Here is a 14,270-nt window from a genome sequence, read left to right on the forward strand (position 1 = left end):
CGCCTCCGGCGACGTTCGAGGTCGAGCCGCTTACGGCGCGGTGGGATCGACGTCGAATTGTCCGGGGTGAGCGGTTCTGACGTACCGTACTGCGGTGGTGTTACCGATGCCGAAAACGGTCATCAACGTGACGGGATCGCCGGTCTGGGTTGCTTCGTCGAGGATGCGATCGACCCGTAATTGCCCGGCGGTCAGGCCGATCTCCCGGAACGGTCTGGTGATGTAGTGGCGGCTGACGGGCACTGCGGTCGGCGCGGTGTATCCACTGATCAGCAGGTAGGGGTTCGTGCTCGATGGCCACCGTACGTGCCGATACGCCAGCCAGCTGTGCAGTAATTCGGTGGTGAGCTGGTCGAACCACACCGTGTGCCGTGTGTGAGGTCGGACGATGGTCGCTCGGCCGCTCGTGCGGTTGATCTGGTCCAGACGCAGATCGATGATCTCCTCGATGGTCAGTGCGTGAATTGCCACGAGTGCCAGGATGATTCGATGATCGGCGCGCTCGAATTGCTCGAACAGTCCGTGCAGTCGGTCCGAAGAGACAGGGCGAAGCATCCGGCGGTTGTAGCGCCCGGCGACAGCTCGTGCCGGATCTGCGAATACACGCCGTTCTCGCTTGAGCCCACGAAAAAGCGACCGCAGAGCGGTGTGAACGTTGTGCCGTGACTGCCCGGCATGCCCAACCAGAGCCTCTTCGATGTCCCGGGCTTCGACGGCACGCAGGCTTTCGTGTGTCTCGCCCCAACCGATGAGGACCGGCAGCGCGAAGTTGAGGTAGATCGCGATCGTCGCCTCCGACAGCGGACGCGACGGCCGTCGGCCCCGACCACCCAACGCCGCGACCCAAGCTCGAACGTCCTCCTGGAACTGCGGCGGAGTGTCGTCGATCATGCGCAACGTCCGCTGGGTATGACGGGCGGCATTGCTGGCGATCGACCCGGCCGTGGGGCTGCGATCAGCCATCAGTTCGGGGGTGGCACTCGGCGGGTACCGCGCAATCTTTTACCGGTCACAGGCGACGACGGCCTTACTCGATCGCCGACTACACGTGCTACTGATTGCTCCAAGTGGCTGGCAGCGGCCTCTTCTGCCTGCATCAGATCGCCGACGGTGCAGTTCAACGCCGAACAAATCTTGTCGAGATCGTCGAGACGCACGGTGATGGGGGCCGAGGACCACAACGCTGCGGCCTTGCTGAGCGAAGGATGGAAATCGACTTCCTCGAATGCTTTCAGCAGCTGCGTTGGGCGCCAGATGTCTCGTTGCGCCGCGACCATTCGCAAGTTCCACTTCATAGTTCTCAGTTCTCCGTACTCAAGCGCCGTACAGCGCGCTGTGTCGATTCGATGACCGCCCGTTCCGGGTCACCTCCGGCCGACGCCAGGTAACCCACAGTCGTGCTGGCCCACTCGTGTCCCAGCAGCTTCTGCACATCCCACAACGGCATGCCCTGCTGGTAATTGTGTGTGGCACAAGCGTGGCGCAGCAGATGCGGATACAGCTCGGTCACCGGGCCGTTCAGGTGACGGAGCGAGGCAGTCTTGAGGTTGCGCCGAAATGTCGAGGGCTGAATTGCTGGTGCCACAGCCAGGTCAAGCGCCACCACAGCAGTTGGTAGACGCTCCGATGGCCATAGAGGTGCGCCGGCATCGGTGGGGTCGTCGGTGAAGTCACCCCGAATTTGTTCGAGGTACCACCACAGCAGATCACGGCCTTCTTCGAACAAGAACGCTTGCCGCTCCCGCGGCCCTGATCCACGTGCGCCCTTGCCCTTGACGACAAAGCGTCCCCACTGACCAACTTCCCAATGGATATCACCGATCCGTACGGCGCACAGCTCCGACGCACGTACTCCAGATAGGTACGCAATCTTGGCCATGGTGTAGTCACGGGCGTTGACGTGGTACTTCCGCGAACACGGAAGCGCGTCACGCCAGTCAGCGAAGAACGCCGCCATCGCCCGGTGAGACGGCGGGATCCTGAGCTTGAAATCTCCTCGGTGCCGGGGCCGGTTGAACGGATCGACTGGCGATTCGACACCGACACCGAAAGACCTCAAAAGCTCACCCGCGTATCGCTGCTCGAGGAACCGAAAATAATTGTCGATCTGGACTGTCTTCTTGCGCACGGTGGCGTGGCTGCGTTTACCAGGACCCGAGAAATACTGGTCGAACTGTTTCTGCGTCAATCGCCATGGCACACAATCGAAGTAGTCGCACACCTCGATAACTGGATACATGATCTGTTGCAGGGTCGACGGAGTCAGTCCCGCGACGTCTCGGGCCCATCCGTATTCGACCAGGGTGTTCCGGTAGAACTCGCGCTCGTCTACATCAGGATCGAGTCGCTGCAGCGACTCGACATCGGCTAGTGCCCGCGCCGGAGAAGCCGCGCCAGTCGGTGCCGAGTCCGCAGCAATGCGCTGCCTGCGACGAGTAGCGAAATCTGACACAAACGGTGAAGTTACGCAATCAACTGGCAGATTCCGCTAGTTGTGGGTGAAATCTGGATGGCTACCGGATGAAGAGAACCACCGGCCCTGACCAGCGGTGCAGTATCGATACCAGGAACCAGCGAACGCCGGAACCCGCTCGAACTCCAGTGGAGTCAGAGCCATCGCCACCACCGGCGCCAAACCGCCGGCACTGTGGTCGCGCAACGGCAACAACTTCAGCGCCTCGTTCCCCGAGATCGTCGACGCACTCAGCGACGTGCTCGACCACCGCGAAACCGTCCTCGACGGCGAGATCGTCGCACTCGGCCCCGACGGTGTCCCGTCCTTCTCCCGGTTACAGCGCCGGATGCACGTCCTCAAACCCACCGCGCAGCTCCGCAACGACGCCCTGACCACCTACTACGTCTTCGACGTCCTCGACATCGACGGAACATCGACGACCGACCTGCCCTACCTCGAACGCCGCGAAGCGCTCGCCAACCTCAGCCTCGAACACCCGCGCATCAAAGTCCCACCCCACTGGCTCAACGTCGACGGACCGACCATGCTTGAGGTCGCCCGCAAACACCACCTCGAAGGCATCGTTGCCAAAAGCATCACCTCGACCTACCAACCCGGAAAACGATCCCCGAGCTGGCTGAAAACACCACTCCGCGCCAACACCGAAGGAATCATCTGCGGATTCGTCCCCGGATCCGGCAACGCCGCCGGCGGAATCGGATCACTGATCCTCGGCGCCCACGACGACTCCGGATCGCTCATCTACATCGGAAACGTAGGCACCGGCTTTTCCGCGAGACAGCGCCGCGAACTACGCGAACAACTCATCGACATCGAACGACCCACCAGCCCGTTCGCGATCGCGCCACCACGAGCAATCGCCCGCGAAGCCCGCTGGTCAGAACCACTTTTAGTGTGCGACGTCGAGTACCGCGAGTACACCGGCGGCGGACTCAGACACCCTGCATTCAAAGGTATGCGCATCGACAAGACCGTCGATGACGTGAACCTCCCCTCCCGCCATTGACCCCGGCACGCGTCCTCTGTTGCGAGGGGTGCAGGAGGCGGGGTGAGTGCGGGTTGTGGATGGTGTGGGGTTTGGTCAGTAGTGGGGCGGCATCGGTGGCGGGGTGGGGGCGTTGCGGCGTGTGAGGCCGGTGAGTCCGAGGAGCCCGGTCAGGCCGAGTAGCCCCCAGAGTCCGGTGCTGTCGCTGGTGCGGGTTTTCTCGTCGTTGTGGTCGTGTTCTTGGCTTTCCGTGGGTACCGCTGCGGGCGGAGTGTTCGAGGTGGCCGGTGCGTCGGCGTGGCTGGCGCCGGTGCAGGCGAATACGAGGGCAGTGGCGGTGAGGGTGCTGATGACGGTTGTACGCATGCTTGCTCATCTCTTCTCTGTGGGTTTCGGTGTCACAGAATGTGACGCGTCTGGTATCCCGGAATCTGTTCCTGGTGAAGGATTTTCGGGTTCGGTGTCGTCCGCTGGGCCTGTACCCGTCGCCGGTGGCGTGAAACATGGCGCGGTGTTTGGTGTTGATGGTGGTGGCGCGTGGGCGGTCGTTCGTGGTTGCGGGGGTTTCGGTGAAAACACATCCCCATGCCGTTGACGGTGTGTGGTCGGGGCGGGTTTGTATTGGCGGTCTGTGGGCTACCTCTGGGGTGCGGCACTGGGAACACTCGACGAGGATTTCGGGGTGCCGCGCAGACGACCTGCCTTCCGGCTGTCCACTCGCCGGGGGTGGGTCATCTTCGAAAGGGGCATCCCGGCACGGGTAGTGCCGGGATGCGCATCGGGTTCGCCGGCGTCGGCGCTCACACCTCGGCACCGGCGAACCCCCTTTGGCTGCTGGTGCGGCGGGGGCACCATCGCGGTGTGGGTTTGGTAGTGGTGTGTTCGGGCATTCGTGAGTTGTTGACAAGTGGAGATCGGGGTTTCGCCCACTTTCGTCGTGTGCCGTCACGGTCTCGTGTGAGGTGTGGGATGGATGTCGTACGAAGCACTGCGGTCGGTGATGGGTGGTTTCCTCCGCTCGATGCGGCTGCCGAAGCGTTGCAGGATCTGTATCGGGTGTTGAATCCGGCCGAGCACAGCGAAAAGTATTTGCGGCGGTTGTGTGAGCATGCGGTGGAGTTGATCGAGGACGCGGACATGGCGGGGGTGACGGTTCTCGATGAGGAGGGTGCTGCGTCGACGGCGGCGCGCACGTCCCGTGACGTCGCCTTGGTGGACGAGCTGCAGTATCGGTCGTGGGCGGGTCCGTGTATCGAGGCCGCGGAGAGCGAGCAGATCGTGGTGGCGGACCGCAACGCTGCGAGTGAGCGGTGGCCGGGTCTGGCGTCCGAGGCCCGGCGATTCGGGGTGCAGAGTTTCCTGTCGATTCCGTTGCTTGCGCTCGAGCCGGGGGTGCGTGCGGGTGCGGTGAACGTGTACGGCAGCCGTGCGGACGGGTTCGCTCGTTCTGAGGTGGCGTTGATGAATTTGTTCACCACCGCTGCCGGCTATGCGATCGGCAGTACCGAACGCTACCGGGGTGCCCGGCAGTTGGCTCTGCAGCTCGAGCGTGCTCTCGATTCGCGGGCGGTGATCGATCAGGCGAAGGGGGTGTTGATGGCGGTGCACGGTGTCGATGCGGATGCGGCGTTCGCGATGCTGGTCGACAGATCCCAACGCACCAACACGAAACTGCGGGCGGTGGCAGAGGATCTGCTGGCGAGCGTGCGCATCACCGAGACCTGAGGACAGGCCCTCGCCGATGGTCGGTAGCGAGGACACGAGGACACTGGTCCGCGACTTTGTCGTGCTGGCCGGTTGATGCCGAGATGTGACTGCAAGCTGCCGCTGGGCCGATGTGACTGCGAGTTGCCGCTGGGCCACCCTAGGATCGGCACACACACACACCGCACCTTCGTCGCGGGACCGGAGCTGTCCGGCTTTCCTCAATCCTCGATCATAGGAGTGGCACTGCAACAGAATGTTTCGCGTTTCGAGGCGAGTGAGGGCTGGTACTTTCAGCCGATCGGGTGCAGGGTGAGAATAGTTCCGGTCTGTGCTGGCTCGGGACTGTTGTTCTGCCGGACGTCGACTCCCATCCCCGTCCGGCAGAGCCCGCTCGAAGCGATCCCGGCGGCGTCGAGTGCTCCGCGGTGAATCGAGAACCGTTGGTTCGGGTAACGATTCCGAGCCCGGACGCCCTCGGAACTCAGCGCTCGTCGTCGAGGGGGACGGGTATCGATTGTTCGCGCAGATCTCCCTCCGGCGCCGGCCATGGGGTGTCGAGTTCGCTGGCGAGGGCCGCGACGTGGACGGCCTCCACTGCGTTCGGGTCGGCTGGGATGGTTTGTTCGATGTAGTCGGCGTCGGGTGTCGCGTCGAGTGCTGCGCGAATGCGGTCGTGTTCCATGGCGGTGGTCCTTTCTCTGTCGGGCGATCACGGTCGCTTCTCTGTGTCGTGTGTGTTCTTCTGGCGTAGGTGGGCGTTGTCTGCGCGTAGCCGGGTGTTGTCGCGGCGCAGGAGGGCGGTGCTGTCTTCGAGTTCGAGGACTCGTTTGATGCCGACGAGGTTGATGCCGTCGGCGATCAGGTCCGCGATGCGGCCGAGGCGGGTGAGGTCGTCGTCGTTGTAGCGGCGGGTACCGCCGCGGGTGCGGGTGGGGGTGATCAGGCCGTACTGTTCGTAGAGTCGCAGTGTGCCGGGGGTGAATCCGGAGAGCTCCGATGTCACCGAGATCGCGTACAGGCCAGGGGGTTCGGCGATGGTCGGGTTGCGCGTCATGATGATCCTTCCATCAAAGAATTTTCCGCCTTCACCGTGGATCTGTCGGAAAATACTCTTGATCCGATGTGTGTTGGATGATATACCAAATCTACAGCATCTACTGGAGAAGTTCGGTGGATGCGGTGGTGGTAGTCAGTGAACGGTTCCAGTGACTTTTCCTGGAGGTGACCGAAAATGTTGATGCGCACCGATCCTTTCCGTGACCTTGACCGCCTGACCCGACAGCTGTTGGGTACTGCGTCGCAGCCGGCGGTGATGCCGATGGATGCCTGGCAGGAAGGTGAGCAGTTCGTCGTCGAGTTCGACCTTCCCGGCATGGACCCGGATTCACTCGACCTCGATGTGGACCGCAACGTGGTGACGGTGCACGCCGAGCGGCCGGTTCGCGCCGGCGAGGAGGAGATGATTGCGGCCGAGCGCCCGCGCGGGGTGTTCAGTCGTCAACTGTTCCTGGGCGAGAACCTCGACACCGACAATATCGAGGCCGGCTACGACGCGGGCGTGCTGAGGTTGACGATCCCGCTCGCGGAGCGGGCCAAGCCCCGCAAGATCGAGATCAGCAGCACCGGGAACAGCAACGGGAGCAGCAAGGAGGTGGGCCACAAGCAGGAGAGCAAGCAGATCGATGCGTGAACAGCACGCCGGAACAGTCCAGTCCACAACAGCATGTTTCGAGAGGGTGCAGAGACAATGACTGGGGTCGGTGATGTCGAGATCGACCGCATCGCCGAGGATGAGTGTGAAGTAGCCGGCAGGGGTCGGGGTGGCTACTCGGAGTGGGAGAGGCTGGGTATCCGCCCTTGGCACGAACTGGAATATGCTGCCGTGGTAGAGGATTCGGATCGGATTCTCGCTGATGCGCTCACTCCGGCGGCGTGGGTGTTGCTCACCCGGATTGCCGGCTGCACCCTCGACCCCGGCTTGGTGGCCCCGCCGATCATGGTGTCCCGGTATACGTATCGGGTTCCGGTGATGCGGCCTCGGGCGACCCAACGCTCCCCTCCGCACGGTTAGGGGTATGGGCGGGTTTCTCGTTGGCCGGCCCTCGACGGCGCAGCGGGGACCCTCGGGTGTGAGGACTTGCGGGCAGGGTCCGTGGGTTCTTGTGCGGTGGTTGCCGAGACGCTCACACACTGTGACGTCTTTTGCGAGTACCGAGCAGCAGCGGGTACAGGCCTTGGACGGCGGAGAGTGCGAGAAGTGTGACCGGCTCGGCAATCACCTTTTCCGGCGGGCAGCGTGAACGCGCACCGTGCAGAGTTTCGTCCGAACACACTGTCTACGAGTTATTTTCGGTCTACCAGCTTTTTTCGACAGACGGCGAGGTCGCGTGATGGAACGGTACAGGTTCACGTTCGAGGATGGATCGAGCGCCGAGGAGTTCTTCGAGTCGGACAACGAGGCGATCGTGGCGGCGACGGCCGCTAACGGCGGTAGTAGTTGGGGGTTGTATGTCCAGCGCTACGACGATCGCGGGGCGTTGTTGCCTACGAAACTGCCGCCCGGTGGGCACCGGGGCACGTGGTGCCCGCGGATCGGCGTGCCGAGTCCGGCGCTTGTGCCGGATCCGGCTGCGACGCCGTGAGGGGTTTACAGGATCGTAGGCGGGGTAACAGGCGGTCAGAGGACATGAAGGAGTATTCGCATGGATGTCGATGACCTCGATGTGGTGGTGTGGCCCGAATCCGAGGAACGTGAAATGTGGTGGCGTCAGGTCGTCACGGTCGGCTGCGCGGATGCGGCGTCGGCGCCGATGACACCGAATCGGAGTGTGCAGGACACCTCTTCTCGGATTCTGCACGCCGCGTAGATTCGCCGCCAGCAACGTGTGTCCGCAGGGGGTGATAACCCCGTCCGGAATCTGTCGACACCGTTGGCGGAGTGAGTTGTGCGTCCTTCCCGTCGGCGAGGGCGTGCAGGGTCCGTCTGGTCGTTACTGACGAACGATCAGACGGACCCGGCTCACGTCGCATGGTCTGACGCCGTTCGCGTACTGCTACGAATCTTCAATCATCAATGTGTGAAGGACCTTTCCGATGAACGTCCCGACTTCGAGGTCGAACTCGCGGCCGGCTGTGCGCAGCGGTTCGATGAGTACTGCCGAGATCAAGGCTCGGATCGAGGCGATGTACGCCGACCGAGGCACTCTCGTTCCGAAAGGCACCGGAACAAAGTCCTGAATATTCGCTGGGGCCGATTGGGGAGCGGCAGCGGGGCCGTCCGTAGCCGCTTACGGAAATTAGTGGGTCAGGGTTCGGTGGGGAAGCCGTAGCGGCGGCGCATGCGGGCGAGGGCGGCGATGTCGTCGTCGGTGCACGCGGTGGCGGCGATCCATCGGCAGGCTTGCTGGTAGGCGGCGTGCGTGCGGGCCCGGCTCTCACCGGTGATGCCGACGTAGGGGCAGTGTTGTGTGTACTCGGTGTCGTCGGTCTCGAATAGGGAGAGGTAGGCGGCGAGGACGGCTGCATCCCGCCGGAATCTATTGAGCACGGAAACCTCCGCCAGAGCAATGCGGGGAGGGACCTGCCACGTGGCGCGGTGCCGAAGATGGGTGTTCTGGCATCGGTTGAGGTGCTCCACTCGGCCCCGACCTGAGGAAGTGCGTGCATGATCAACAATCGAGATTGACGGTAACATCACCCGCCTGTGGCTATCAACAAGCTACCGGGCGCAGTGTTCGGGGTTCCGGGGTGCGGAGAAGGATGGCGGCGATGGAACCGGCGACGGAAGTTGCGGTTTGCGTGCGGTTTTCGGTTGCGTCTTGCGCGAGCGGGCCGCGGCGTGTGCGGTGTTCACGGTCGGAGTGGCCCGCCGACGTCGGTGGTGAACTGTCGTCGGCGGGCCGTGCGCGCCTGACCCTGGCAGGTGAGGCGGGCAGTCTTTTGCAGACCGCGGGTCCGGGCGATGGTGGCGATGGACTCGCTCCGGGTGCAACCTGTGCGCGGTGTGTGCTGCGCCCGATGATGGTATCCAATCGCAGTTGCTGATTATCCGCGGGACGAAGTGGTCGCAGGGAACCTGGGTGCGGAGTTTTCGGTCAGCGATGTGTGACCGGTGGCGATCGGAGACTCTTTCGCGGGCGATTCGCCGGCTGCTGGTGACGGCAGCCGGCGAATCGGGCGTATCCCGTTGGCTCGCGTTGTGTGGGATGCGCGCGGGCCGTTGCCGGTTGGTGCTTGCCGGGAAGGGCCCTGTTCGGCGACTCGTTGCCTGGGCAGCGTTCCGCCGTCAGGGTGGGGTGCCCGGTAAGGCGGGTGGTGAAACCGGTGCAGCGTCAGGACCACCGCGGTACCGGCCCCGACCGCGACACCGGCCACCACGTCGGCCAGAAGAACCCCGACGGTGACACCGAGGACTGTTGCGGCCACGATCGCCAATGCGACATCGGCAGGCGCCGGCCGAGGACTGGTGATCGCACTTCTCCTTTCGCGACAGTCGACGACGTACTCGCACAGATCATCACACGGCGTTTGGCGCGGACGTCGGACCCACGCTGTTCAATGGGACGGGAACCGATTACGAGGAGGTCAGGCCATGTGTGGGCGCTATGCAAGCACAAGCTCAAGCAAGGAATTGCAGTCGTTTTTCGACACGATGCAGACCGTCGGCGACGAACTTCCCCCGTCCTACAACGTCGCACCCACCCAACCTGTCCGGGTGATCCTCGAACGAACCCCACACGAGGAACCCGACGCCGAGCCACAGCGCCAGCTCCGGACCGTCAAATGGGGGTGTTGACCGGACTAAGCGACGACGCGCCGTCCTGGTTGCGGTTCGAGTTGAAGGCAGTGGCATAGACCTCTTTTGATGGCAACGGCTCTCGGAAGGGGTGGATGGTGGATCGCTTACGGATTGAACTTGAGCGATGGGGTGGGCTGGGGGCGTGGCACGGGCTTGTCACGTCGGGTCGGCTTGGGGCGATACCTAGATCATGAGGGTGAGGAAAGTCGCGTCAGTTGCCAGCGCTGTTATCGCGATCGCAATCGCGGCCTGTGCCTGCTCGCCCGGCGATGACGCCGAATCGCACGATCCGACCGTCTTCGTCCAATCCACACAGTTCGCCCCGCCGCCCCCGCCGATCACCGATCTTGTGCCTACCGCCGAGCAATTGACTGCCCTGTACAACGCCACCACCAACTACTCGATACGCGAGGAGGACCGCGCACGACTCTTGGAGGGCCCCAGCGACCAGACGACCTTGCGAATCGCGCGGGCTTGGGGTGCGCTGCCCACACCCCAATACATCCATTTCACTACCGCGGAACCCGTCGGCCCAGACATGATCAACGCGACTGGGCAGGGGCGCGTCGAAGGCATGGATCCTTACCCAGTGGGACCGATCCCCTTCGTGCGTTCCGACAACGAGTGGAAGCTATCTCGCACCCACGTGTGCGACTGGCTGGCCGTTCTCCCAGAACAGAACTGCGACTAAGGATCGCCGGCACGCGCAACCAATTTTTTTCAGATCGGTGACCGGTCGCCGATCCTCATCCGGCGATTCGGCGTTCCTCATTGACCTGGCAGGGGCGCGTTTCGGTAGTCCGGAAAAGGGCCTGTTGCCTGCCTGGTCCAAGGATCGGAAGATGGCGTCCAAACTCATCAACGCCCGCAGTGAAACCGTCACGGAGAAGCCGTCATTCAGAAGTAGTGCATCCAAACGGCGTGCCATAATCCCGGCCACAGGATACTACGAATGGATGAAAAGTGAAGCAGGGTCGAAGATTCCATACTTCCTTCACAGCGAGGATGACATCCTTGCAATGGCCGGACTGTACGAATTGTGGCCCGATCCTGAACTGCCCGAAGATGATCCGAACAAATGGGTATGGACCTGCACAGTCTTGACTCGGCCAGCCAGCGATGCCACGGGACACATACACGACAGATCCCCGCTGATTCTGCCCCAATCGTTCTGGGAACACTGGCTCGACCCGACACTCACCGATAAAGGTGAAGTCCAGGCCATGATCAACTCCGTTCCGGAGCCGCACCTCGAACCCTACGAAGTCTCGACCGCTGTGAACTCTCCGAGGAACAACGATCCGATCTTGCTCGAGCGCGTGGCCCGACAGTAGCGATCTGGACCTCTTTCGATACGGTTCTGATCGAACTTGTGTTCGAGTATCCTGGGTGTGCGGGACGTACGCGCGGATCCAGGAAAGCGGGGCGACGATGAACCAACAGCCCCACTCATCAGCAACAACAGTGCTGACCAAGGCGGAAAAGCTCGAACAGCTACGCCGCAAGATGGCCTCGATCCCTGCCCGCTCCGACGGCACCGAACCCGCTACGCCGTCGGTGATGCTCAAGCCCGTAGGCGAGCGCGAGCCGACCCCGATCGTGGCCACCGCGCAATCGACCCTCCGGATGCTTCCCGTTCCGGAGCCGATCGGTGATCTGCTCCCACGCGGGGGGCTGGCACGCGGAACCGTCGTCAGCGTCGACGGCGCAGCGTCAGTCCTGATCGGACTCCTCGCCACCATCACCGCAGCCGGCGGGCACGTGGCGGTGATCGGAATGCCCGGACTCGGACTCCTCGCCTTCCACGAGCAAGGCGGAGATTTAGCGAAGCTCGCCCTCGTCCCTCAGCCAAAGGGTGCCGGAATCGACTGTGCAGCAATTCTGCTGGAGGGTTTCGACGCCGTTGTCCTGGGACTCTCTGGTGGCGCTGTAACGCCCTCACGAGGACGAGCGGTCGCTGCACGTGCGAGGAGTAAGGGATCGCTGCTTATCGTCACTGAGGGGCAATGGGACGGCCCGGATCTGCGGATCTCGTCCCGCGTCTCCAGATACTCAGGATTATCAGCGGGAAGAGGGCGAGTGACAGGCGTTCAGCTCGACGTCGCGGCCGCCGGCAAAGGATTCCAACAACGCACAGGCAGCCTGGAGATCCGCGATGAGAGCGGACAGCTCCGCTGGGCAACCGTCGACGACAGCACCCGCGCAGCGACACTGCCACTCCGGGCAGCGCAGTGATCAATACCGACCACTGGACCGAACGCTGGCCCGATCACCCTGTGATCAGGACATTCGACGAGCCGAGGGCAGTGAAAGTCGACATCGGCCGCGCGCTCCCGCTCGGGCGCGGGGGAGCGTCACGCGCCGATCATGTGAGCATGCGGGTGAAAACGTCCGCGCTCTACATGTCCGGATACCTCGACGGCGTTCTCAAATTTTGGGCAAGGATGCACGATGGGCAATGGCTGGCCGGAGTAACCGTGCGCGTCACCGATGCCGGCGGAACCAACCTCGTCGAAATCGACATGCTCGTGACCGCCGACGCCGTCACCGAAGCGCCGGGGTGAATATCTCCTGGGTGCACATGTGTTTCGGCTGGGAATAGCGGGTCTGACACGAGGACCTGGGGCTCACCGACAAAAGCGAGACTGTGAGCGCGCTGTCGGTGAGCCGTGCGCACCGAACCCTTGCAGTCTGACGGTGCGCAGTTCAGGTGACCCACCTCCGGGGGAAATGACACCCGGTAGGCGGGTCCGCGCGGCGGACCGTGTGTCCGAGTTCCACCGCCGCGACGAGGGTGTTGCCCTCTCGTTCACTGTTTAAACCCCCGACCGGGAAGCCGATGGATCGGGGGTTTTCGAACGTCGTCCGCTCGCGATGCGGAGACCCACATGCCGTACCGAACCGCCAGAGGTGGCCCGACGGAATCCACTCTAGAACCGCGCCAAGCCTGCGTACAGGGATCAAAGGATTGCTCGTTACGCAGCCCGGCCGGTCGGATCAGCTACTGCATCCGCCTGCCCGGCGGCCCGGCCACCTGCGGTGTCCCCCGAAGAGAACTCCGCTTCGCTCCGTCTGCAAAAGCGTTCTATTTGTTTTCCCTTCTGGCCTTCCGATCTTGACCGGCGGCGACCTGCGCGCAACCGCTGACTCCGCTTCGCTCCGGCCTTCGGCTCGAAAGACTTTTTCAACCCGCACTCGCAAGCTCGCAGAAAAACTCTTCCGCTCACCAGTTGCACTTCGGCCCCCTCATGCCGGTCCAACTCTCCTATGCCAGAAGGGCAAAAAAATTGGCGGGGCACGGGATTAGTCCCCAGCCACGAACGAAAGGTCACCGATGAGCGACGGCTACGACTACACCGAGGGCGGCGACTACAGCGCGGCAACCAGCCACTACGCCGGACTGACTTGCGGGTGCGGTGACTACTCCTGCCCTCGCATGCACAACGACGCCGCACAGTGCGTCAACGCCGAGTAACGACAACCACCCACCAACCTCGAGCAAAGGAAAAACGATGAGCAACGAGACGAACTGCGACTGCGGCCAAACCTCCTGCCCTGCAATGACAGACGACACGCAGATGTGCATCTACCCGGACCCCGGCGACTACGCCTGCACCGCGCAACGATCCGGCGACGAGGAATGCATCTGCGGTTGAGCGACCCACCACCCACCACAAAGGAGCCCCACATGAGCACCCAAACCGACACCCTCGCACCCGCGCTCGTCGCTGTTGTCGAGGCGACCGCAGCGCTCGATGCAGCGATGTTCGACCGCAGCCGCGAAGGATTCGTCGACGTCACCGCCCTGGTCGATGCCTTCGCAGCCGCCCGCGCCGCAGCTCGCGACGCTGGACACACCGAGGAGGACATCGACGCCGCCGCCACCCCCACCAACTAACCACCCACCAACCTCGAGCAAGGAAGCGCAGCATGACCGACCACAACCGCCCGACCGAAGGAGAAAACGATGTACGGCTACGACCTGCACAACATCTGCGAGAAAGCAGATGCCTGGGCGAAGTTGTTCGAGACAGCCGAGTATCTCGCCAGCGTCGTCGAGCACAACTGCTGTTCGGAAATCGACGTGTTCGTGGAGCTGCTCATCGCGCTCGACTACCACGGCCACGCCTCCGCCCTGATGGACGCACACACCCGGGCCGATAGCTGCCGAGAGCGCCACCCCACGGCCGATCACGTGATCTTGGAACCGGCCACCGCTTGAGACCGAAAACCCTACGGAAACAACACAACACCGGGCAGCTGATATCTGCCCGGTGTCGTGTCCCGAAGTCTACGAGAGGCAA

Annotated in this window: 23 protein-coding genes and 2 pseudogenes; 16 read left to right on the top strand and 9 right to left on the bottom strand. The window is 63.1% G+C overall.

Going from position 1 to position 14,270, the window contains the following annotated elements; translation table 11 throughout:
• Positions 1 to 30: 30 nt before the first annotated feature.
• Genes ACVZUB_RS32130 through ACVZUB_RS32140 form a run of 3 tightly spaced genes read right to left on the bottom strand, consistent with a single transcriptional unit; the run spans position 31 to position 2,452 of the window.
• Positions 31 to 963, bottom strand: coding sequence for a hypothetical protein (locus tag ACVZUB_RS32130; RefSeq protein ID WP_482628615.1), 933 nt, complete (start codon positions 961 to 963; stop codon positions 31 to 33).
• Entirely contained in the window at positions 963 to 1,295 is a 333-nt protein-coding gene (locus tag ACVZUB_RS32135; protein WP_482628616.1) for a helix-turn-helix domain-containing protein, read from the bottom strand. Before ACVZUB_RS32135 ends, ACVZUB_RS32130 begins: the two co-directional genes overlap by 1 nt.
• Before the next feature lie 5 nt (positions 1,296 to 1,300).
• Entirely contained in the window at positions 1,301 to 2,452 is a 1,152-nt protein-coding gene (locus tag ACVZUB_RS32140) for a tyrosine-type recombinase/integrase (RefSeq protein WP_482628617.1), read from the bottom strand.
• A 97-nt stretch (positions 2,453 to 2,549) separates the two neighbouring features.
• Here ACVZUB_RS32140 and ACVZUB_RS32145 point away from each other — a divergent pair, with 97 nt between their 5' ends.
• Positions 2,550 to 3,482, top strand: a complete 933-nt coding sequence (locus tag ACVZUB_RS32145) for an ATP-dependent DNA ligase (protein ID WP_482628618.1) — start codon at positions 2,550 to 2,552, stop codon at positions 3,480 to 3,482.
• Positions 3,483 to 3,557: 75 nt separating this feature from the next.
• On the opposite strand, the gene ACVZUB_RS32150 is transcribed toward ACVZUB_RS32145, so the two are convergent.
• Positions 3,558 to 3,827 carry a WGxxGxxG family protein gene (locus ACVZUB_RS32150; protein ID WP_287484056.1) on the bottom strand — a complete coding sequence of 90 codons (270 nt, stop codon included), beginning with the start codon at positions 3,825 to 3,827 and terminating at the stop codon, positions 3,558 to 3,560.
• Positions 3,828 to 4,430: 603 nt separating this feature from the next.
• Here ACVZUB_RS32150 and ACVZUB_RS32155 point away from each other — a divergent pair.
• Positions 4,431 to 5,186: an ANTAR domain-containing protein gene (locus tag ACVZUB_RS32155; protein WP_482628619.1), complete on the top strand. Its 756-nt coding sequence runs from the start codon at positions 4,431 to 4,433 to the stop codon at positions 5,184 to 5,186.
• Positions 5,187 to 5,649: 463 nt separating this feature from the next.
• Here ACVZUB_RS32155 and ACVZUB_RS32160 read toward each other — a convergent pair whose 3' ends face one another.
• Positions 5,650 to 5,850 carry a hypothetical protein gene (locus ACVZUB_RS32160; RefSeq protein ID WP_287484054.1) on the bottom strand — a complete coding sequence of 67 codons (201 nt, stop codon included), beginning with the start codon at positions 5,848 to 5,850 and terminating at the stop codon, positions 5,650 to 5,652.
• A gap of 27 nt (positions 5,851 to 5,877) precedes the next feature.
• Positions 5,878 to 6,222, bottom strand: a complete 345-nt coding sequence (locus ACVZUB_RS32165) for a MerR family transcriptional regulator (protein WP_482628620.1) — start codon at positions 6,220 to 6,222, stop codon at positions 5,878 to 5,880.
• Positions 6,223 to 6,399: 177 nt separating this feature from the next.
• On the opposite strand from ACVZUB_RS32165, the gene ACVZUB_RS32170 reads away from it, so the two are divergent.
• The 5 genes from ACVZUB_RS32170 (at position 6,400) to ACVZUB_RS32190 (ending at position 8,405) form a co-directional block, all read left to right on the top strand.
• Positions 6,400 to 6,858, top strand: coding sequence for an Hsp20/alpha crystallin family protein (locus tag ACVZUB_RS32170; RefSeq protein ID WP_287484052.1), 459 nt, complete (start codon positions 6,400 to 6,402; stop codon positions 6,856 to 6,858).
• Positions 6,859 to 6,915: 57 nt separating this feature from the next.
• A complete protein-coding gene (locus ACVZUB_RS32175; protein ID WP_482628621.1) occupies positions 6,916 to 7,239 on the top strand; it encodes a hypothetical protein in 324 nt (107 codons plus the stop codon).
• Between the two features lie 319 nt (positions 7,240 to 7,558).
• Positions 7,559 to 7,810: a hypothetical protein gene (locus ACVZUB_RS32180; RefSeq protein ID WP_482628622.1), complete on the top strand. Its 252-nt coding sequence runs from the start codon at positions 7,559 to 7,561 to the stop codon at positions 7,808 to 7,810.
• A gap of 60 nt (positions 7,811 to 7,870) precedes the next feature.
• Complete coding sequence (locus ACVZUB_RS32185) at positions 7,871 to 8,035, top strand: hypothetical protein (RefSeq protein ID WP_287484049.1); 165 nt, start codon at positions 7,871 to 7,873, stop codon at positions 8,033 to 8,035.
• A 226-nt stretch (positions 8,036 to 8,261) separates the two neighbouring features.
• Entirely contained in the window at positions 8,262 to 8,405 is a 144-nt protein-coding gene (locus ACVZUB_RS32190) for a hypothetical protein (RefSeq protein WP_287484048.1), read from the top strand.
• Between the two features lie 67 nt (positions 8,406 to 8,472).
• Here the strand turns inward: ACVZUB_RS32190 and ACVZUB_RS32195 are convergent, their stop codons facing one another.
• Positions 8,473 to 8,715 carry a hypothetical protein gene (locus ACVZUB_RS32195; RefSeq protein ID WP_482628623.1) on the bottom strand — a complete coding sequence of 81 codons (243 nt, stop codon included), beginning with the start codon at positions 8,713 to 8,715 and terminating at the stop codon, positions 8,473 to 8,475.
• Positions 8,716 to 9,212: 497 nt separating this feature from the next.
• Complete coding sequence (locus ACVZUB_RS32200; RefSeq protein WP_287484046.1) at positions 9,213 to 9,593, bottom strand: hypothetical protein; 381 nt, start codon at positions 9,591 to 9,593, stop codon at positions 9,213 to 9,215.
• Positions 9,594 to 9,759: 166 nt separating this feature from the next.
• Between ACVZUB_RS32200 and ACVZUB_RS32205 the strand changes: the two are divergent.
• The 3 genes and pseudogenes from ACVZUB_RS32205 to ACVZUB_RS32215 all read left to right on the top strand — a co-directional run.
• A pseudogene (locus ACVZUB_RS32205) lies at positions 9,760 to 9,957 on the top strand (SOS response-associated peptidase family protein); the annotation flags it as partial.
• 199 nt (positions 9,958 to 10,156) lie between these two features.
• Positions 10,157 to 10,657, top strand: coding sequence for an MTB12 C-terminal domain-containing protein (locus ACVZUB_RS32210; protein ID WP_482628624.1), 501 nt, complete (start codon positions 10,157 to 10,159; stop codon positions 10,655 to 10,657).
• Between the two features lie 118 nt (positions 10,658 to 10,775).
• A pseudogene (locus ACVZUB_RS32215) lies at positions 10,776 to 11,300 on the top strand (SOS response-associated peptidase); the annotation flags it as partial.
• Here ACVZUB_RS32215 and ACVZUB_RS32220 read toward each other — a convergent pair.
• A complete protein-coding gene (locus ACVZUB_RS32220) occupies positions 11,225 to 11,431 on the bottom strand; it encodes a hypothetical protein (protein WP_482628963.1) in 207 nt (68 codons plus the stop codon). The pseudogene ACVZUB_RS32215 and the gene ACVZUB_RS32220 sit on opposite strands and share 76 nt — an antisense overlap.
• Here ACVZUB_RS32220 and ACVZUB_RS32225 point away from each other — a divergent pair.
• The 6 genes from ACVZUB_RS32225 to ACVZUB_RS32250 all read left to right on the top strand — a co-directional run bounded on the left by ACVZUB_RS32225 (position 11,398) and on the right by ACVZUB_RS32250 (position 14,188).
• Positions 11,398 to 12,201 carry a hypothetical protein gene (locus ACVZUB_RS32225; RefSeq protein WP_482628625.1) on the top strand — a complete coding sequence of 268 codons (804 nt, stop codon included), beginning with the start codon at positions 11,398 to 11,400 and terminating at the stop codon, positions 12,199 to 12,201. The two genes, ACVZUB_RS32220 and ACVZUB_RS32225, sit on opposite strands and share 34 nt — an antisense overlap.
• Positions 12,198 to 12,530 carry a hypothetical protein gene (locus ACVZUB_RS32230; RefSeq protein WP_287484043.1) on the top strand — a complete coding sequence of 111 codons (333 nt, stop codon included), beginning with the start codon at positions 12,198 to 12,200 and terminating at the stop codon, positions 12,528 to 12,530. Before ACVZUB_RS32225 ends, ACVZUB_RS32230 begins: the two co-directional genes overlap by 4 nt.
• Before the next feature lie 770 nt (positions 12,531 to 13,300).
• Positions 13,301 to 13,441 carry a hypothetical protein gene (locus tag ACVZUB_RS32235; RefSeq protein ID WP_317419522.1) on the top strand — a complete coding sequence of 47 codons (141 nt, stop codon included), beginning with the start codon at positions 13,301 to 13,303 and terminating at the stop codon, positions 13,439 to 13,441.
• Positions 13,442 to 13,478: 37 nt separating this feature from the next.
• Positions 13,479 to 13,622 carry a hypothetical protein gene (locus tag ACVZUB_RS32240; RefSeq protein WP_482628626.1) on the top strand — a complete coding sequence of 48 codons (144 nt, stop codon included), beginning with the start codon at positions 13,479 to 13,481 and terminating at the stop codon, positions 13,620 to 13,622.
• Between the two features lie 32 nt (positions 13,623 to 13,654).
• On the top strand, positions 13,655 to 13,864 hold the full coding sequence (locus ACVZUB_RS32245; RefSeq protein ID WP_482628627.1) for a hypothetical protein: 210 nt from the start codon (positions 13,655 to 13,657) through the stop codon (positions 13,862 to 13,864).
• Between the two features lie 69 nt (positions 13,865 to 13,933).
• Positions 13,934 to 14,188 carry a hypothetical protein gene (locus tag ACVZUB_RS32250; RefSeq protein WP_482628628.1) on the top strand — a complete coding sequence of 85 codons (255 nt, stop codon included), beginning with the start codon at positions 13,934 to 13,936 and terminating at the stop codon, positions 14,186 to 14,188.
• Positions 14,189 to 14,270 lie beyond the last annotated feature (82 nt).

It is taken from the genome of Rhodococcus sp. OS5 (assembly GCF_056837585.1).

Bases quoted from the DNA above. Each gene is read 5' to 3' on its own strand.
- ACVZUB_RS32135 (WP_482628616.1), bottom strand. From the start codon at position 1,295: ATGAAGTGGAACTTGCGAATGGTCGCGGCGCAACGAGACATCTGGCGC.
- ACVZUB_RS32185 (WP_287484049.1), top strand. From the start codon at position 7,871: ATGGATGTCGATGACCTCGATGTGGTGGTGTGGCCCGAATCCGAGGAA.
- ACVZUB_RS32245 (WP_482628627.1), top strand. From the start codon at position 13,655: ATGAGCACCCAAACCGACACCCTCGCACCCGCGCTCGTCGCTGTTGTC.
- ACVZUB_RS32175 (WP_482628621.1), top strand. From the start codon at position 6,916: ATGACTGGGGTCGGTGATGTCGAGATCGACCGCATCGCCGAGGATGAG.
- ACVZUB_RS32210 (WP_482628624.1), top strand. From the start codon at position 10,157: ATGAGGGTGAGGAAAGTCGCGTCAGTTGCCAGCGCTGTTATCGCGATC.
- ACVZUB_RS32155 (WP_482628619.1), top strand. From the start codon at position 4,431: ATGGATGTCGTACGAAGCACTGCGGTCGGTGATGGGTGGTTTCCTCCG.
- ACVZUB_RS32190 (WP_287484048.1), top strand. From the start codon at position 8,262: ATGAACGTCCCGACTTCGAGGTCGAACTCGCGGCCGGCTGTGCGCAGC.
- ACVZUB_RS32160 (WP_287484054.1), bottom strand. From the start codon at position 5,850: ATGGAACACGACCGCATTCGCGCAGCACTCGACGCGACACCCGACGCC.
- ACVZUB_RS32235 (WP_317419522.1), top strand. From the start codon at position 13,301: ATGAGCGACGGCTACGACTACACCGAGGGCGGCGACTACAGCGCGGCA.
- ACVZUB_RS32150 (WP_287484056.1), bottom strand. From the start codon at position 3,827: ATGCGTACAACCGTCATCAGCACCCTCACCGCCACTGCCCTCGTATTC.
- ACVZUB_RS32130 (WP_482628615.1), bottom strand. From the start codon at position 963: ATGGCTGATCGCAGCCCCACGGCCGGGTCGATCGCCAGCAATGCCGCC.
- ACVZUB_RS32165 (WP_482628620.1), bottom strand. From the start codon at position 6,222: ATGACGCGCAACCCGACCATCGCCGAACCCCCTGGCCTGTACGCGATC.
- ACVZUB_RS32250 (WP_482628628.1), top strand. From the start codon at position 13,934: ATGTACGGCTACGACCTGCACAACATCTGCGAGAAAGCAGATGCCTGG.
- ACVZUB_RS32180 (WP_482628622.1), top strand. From the start codon at position 7,559: ATGGAACGGTACAGGTTCACGTTCGAGGATGGATCGAGCGCCGAGGAG.
- ACVZUB_RS32240 (WP_482628626.1), top strand. From the start codon at position 13,479: ATGAGCAACGAGACGAACTGCGACTGCGGCCAAACCTCCTGCCCTGCA.
- ACVZUB_RS32225 (WP_482628625.1), top strand. From the start codon at position 11,398: ATGAACCAACAGCCCCACTCATCAGCAACAACAGTGCTGACCAAGGCG.
- ACVZUB_RS32170 (WP_287484052.1), top strand. From the start codon at position 6,400: ATGTTGATGCGCACCGATCCTTTCCGTGACCTTGACCGCCTGACCCGA.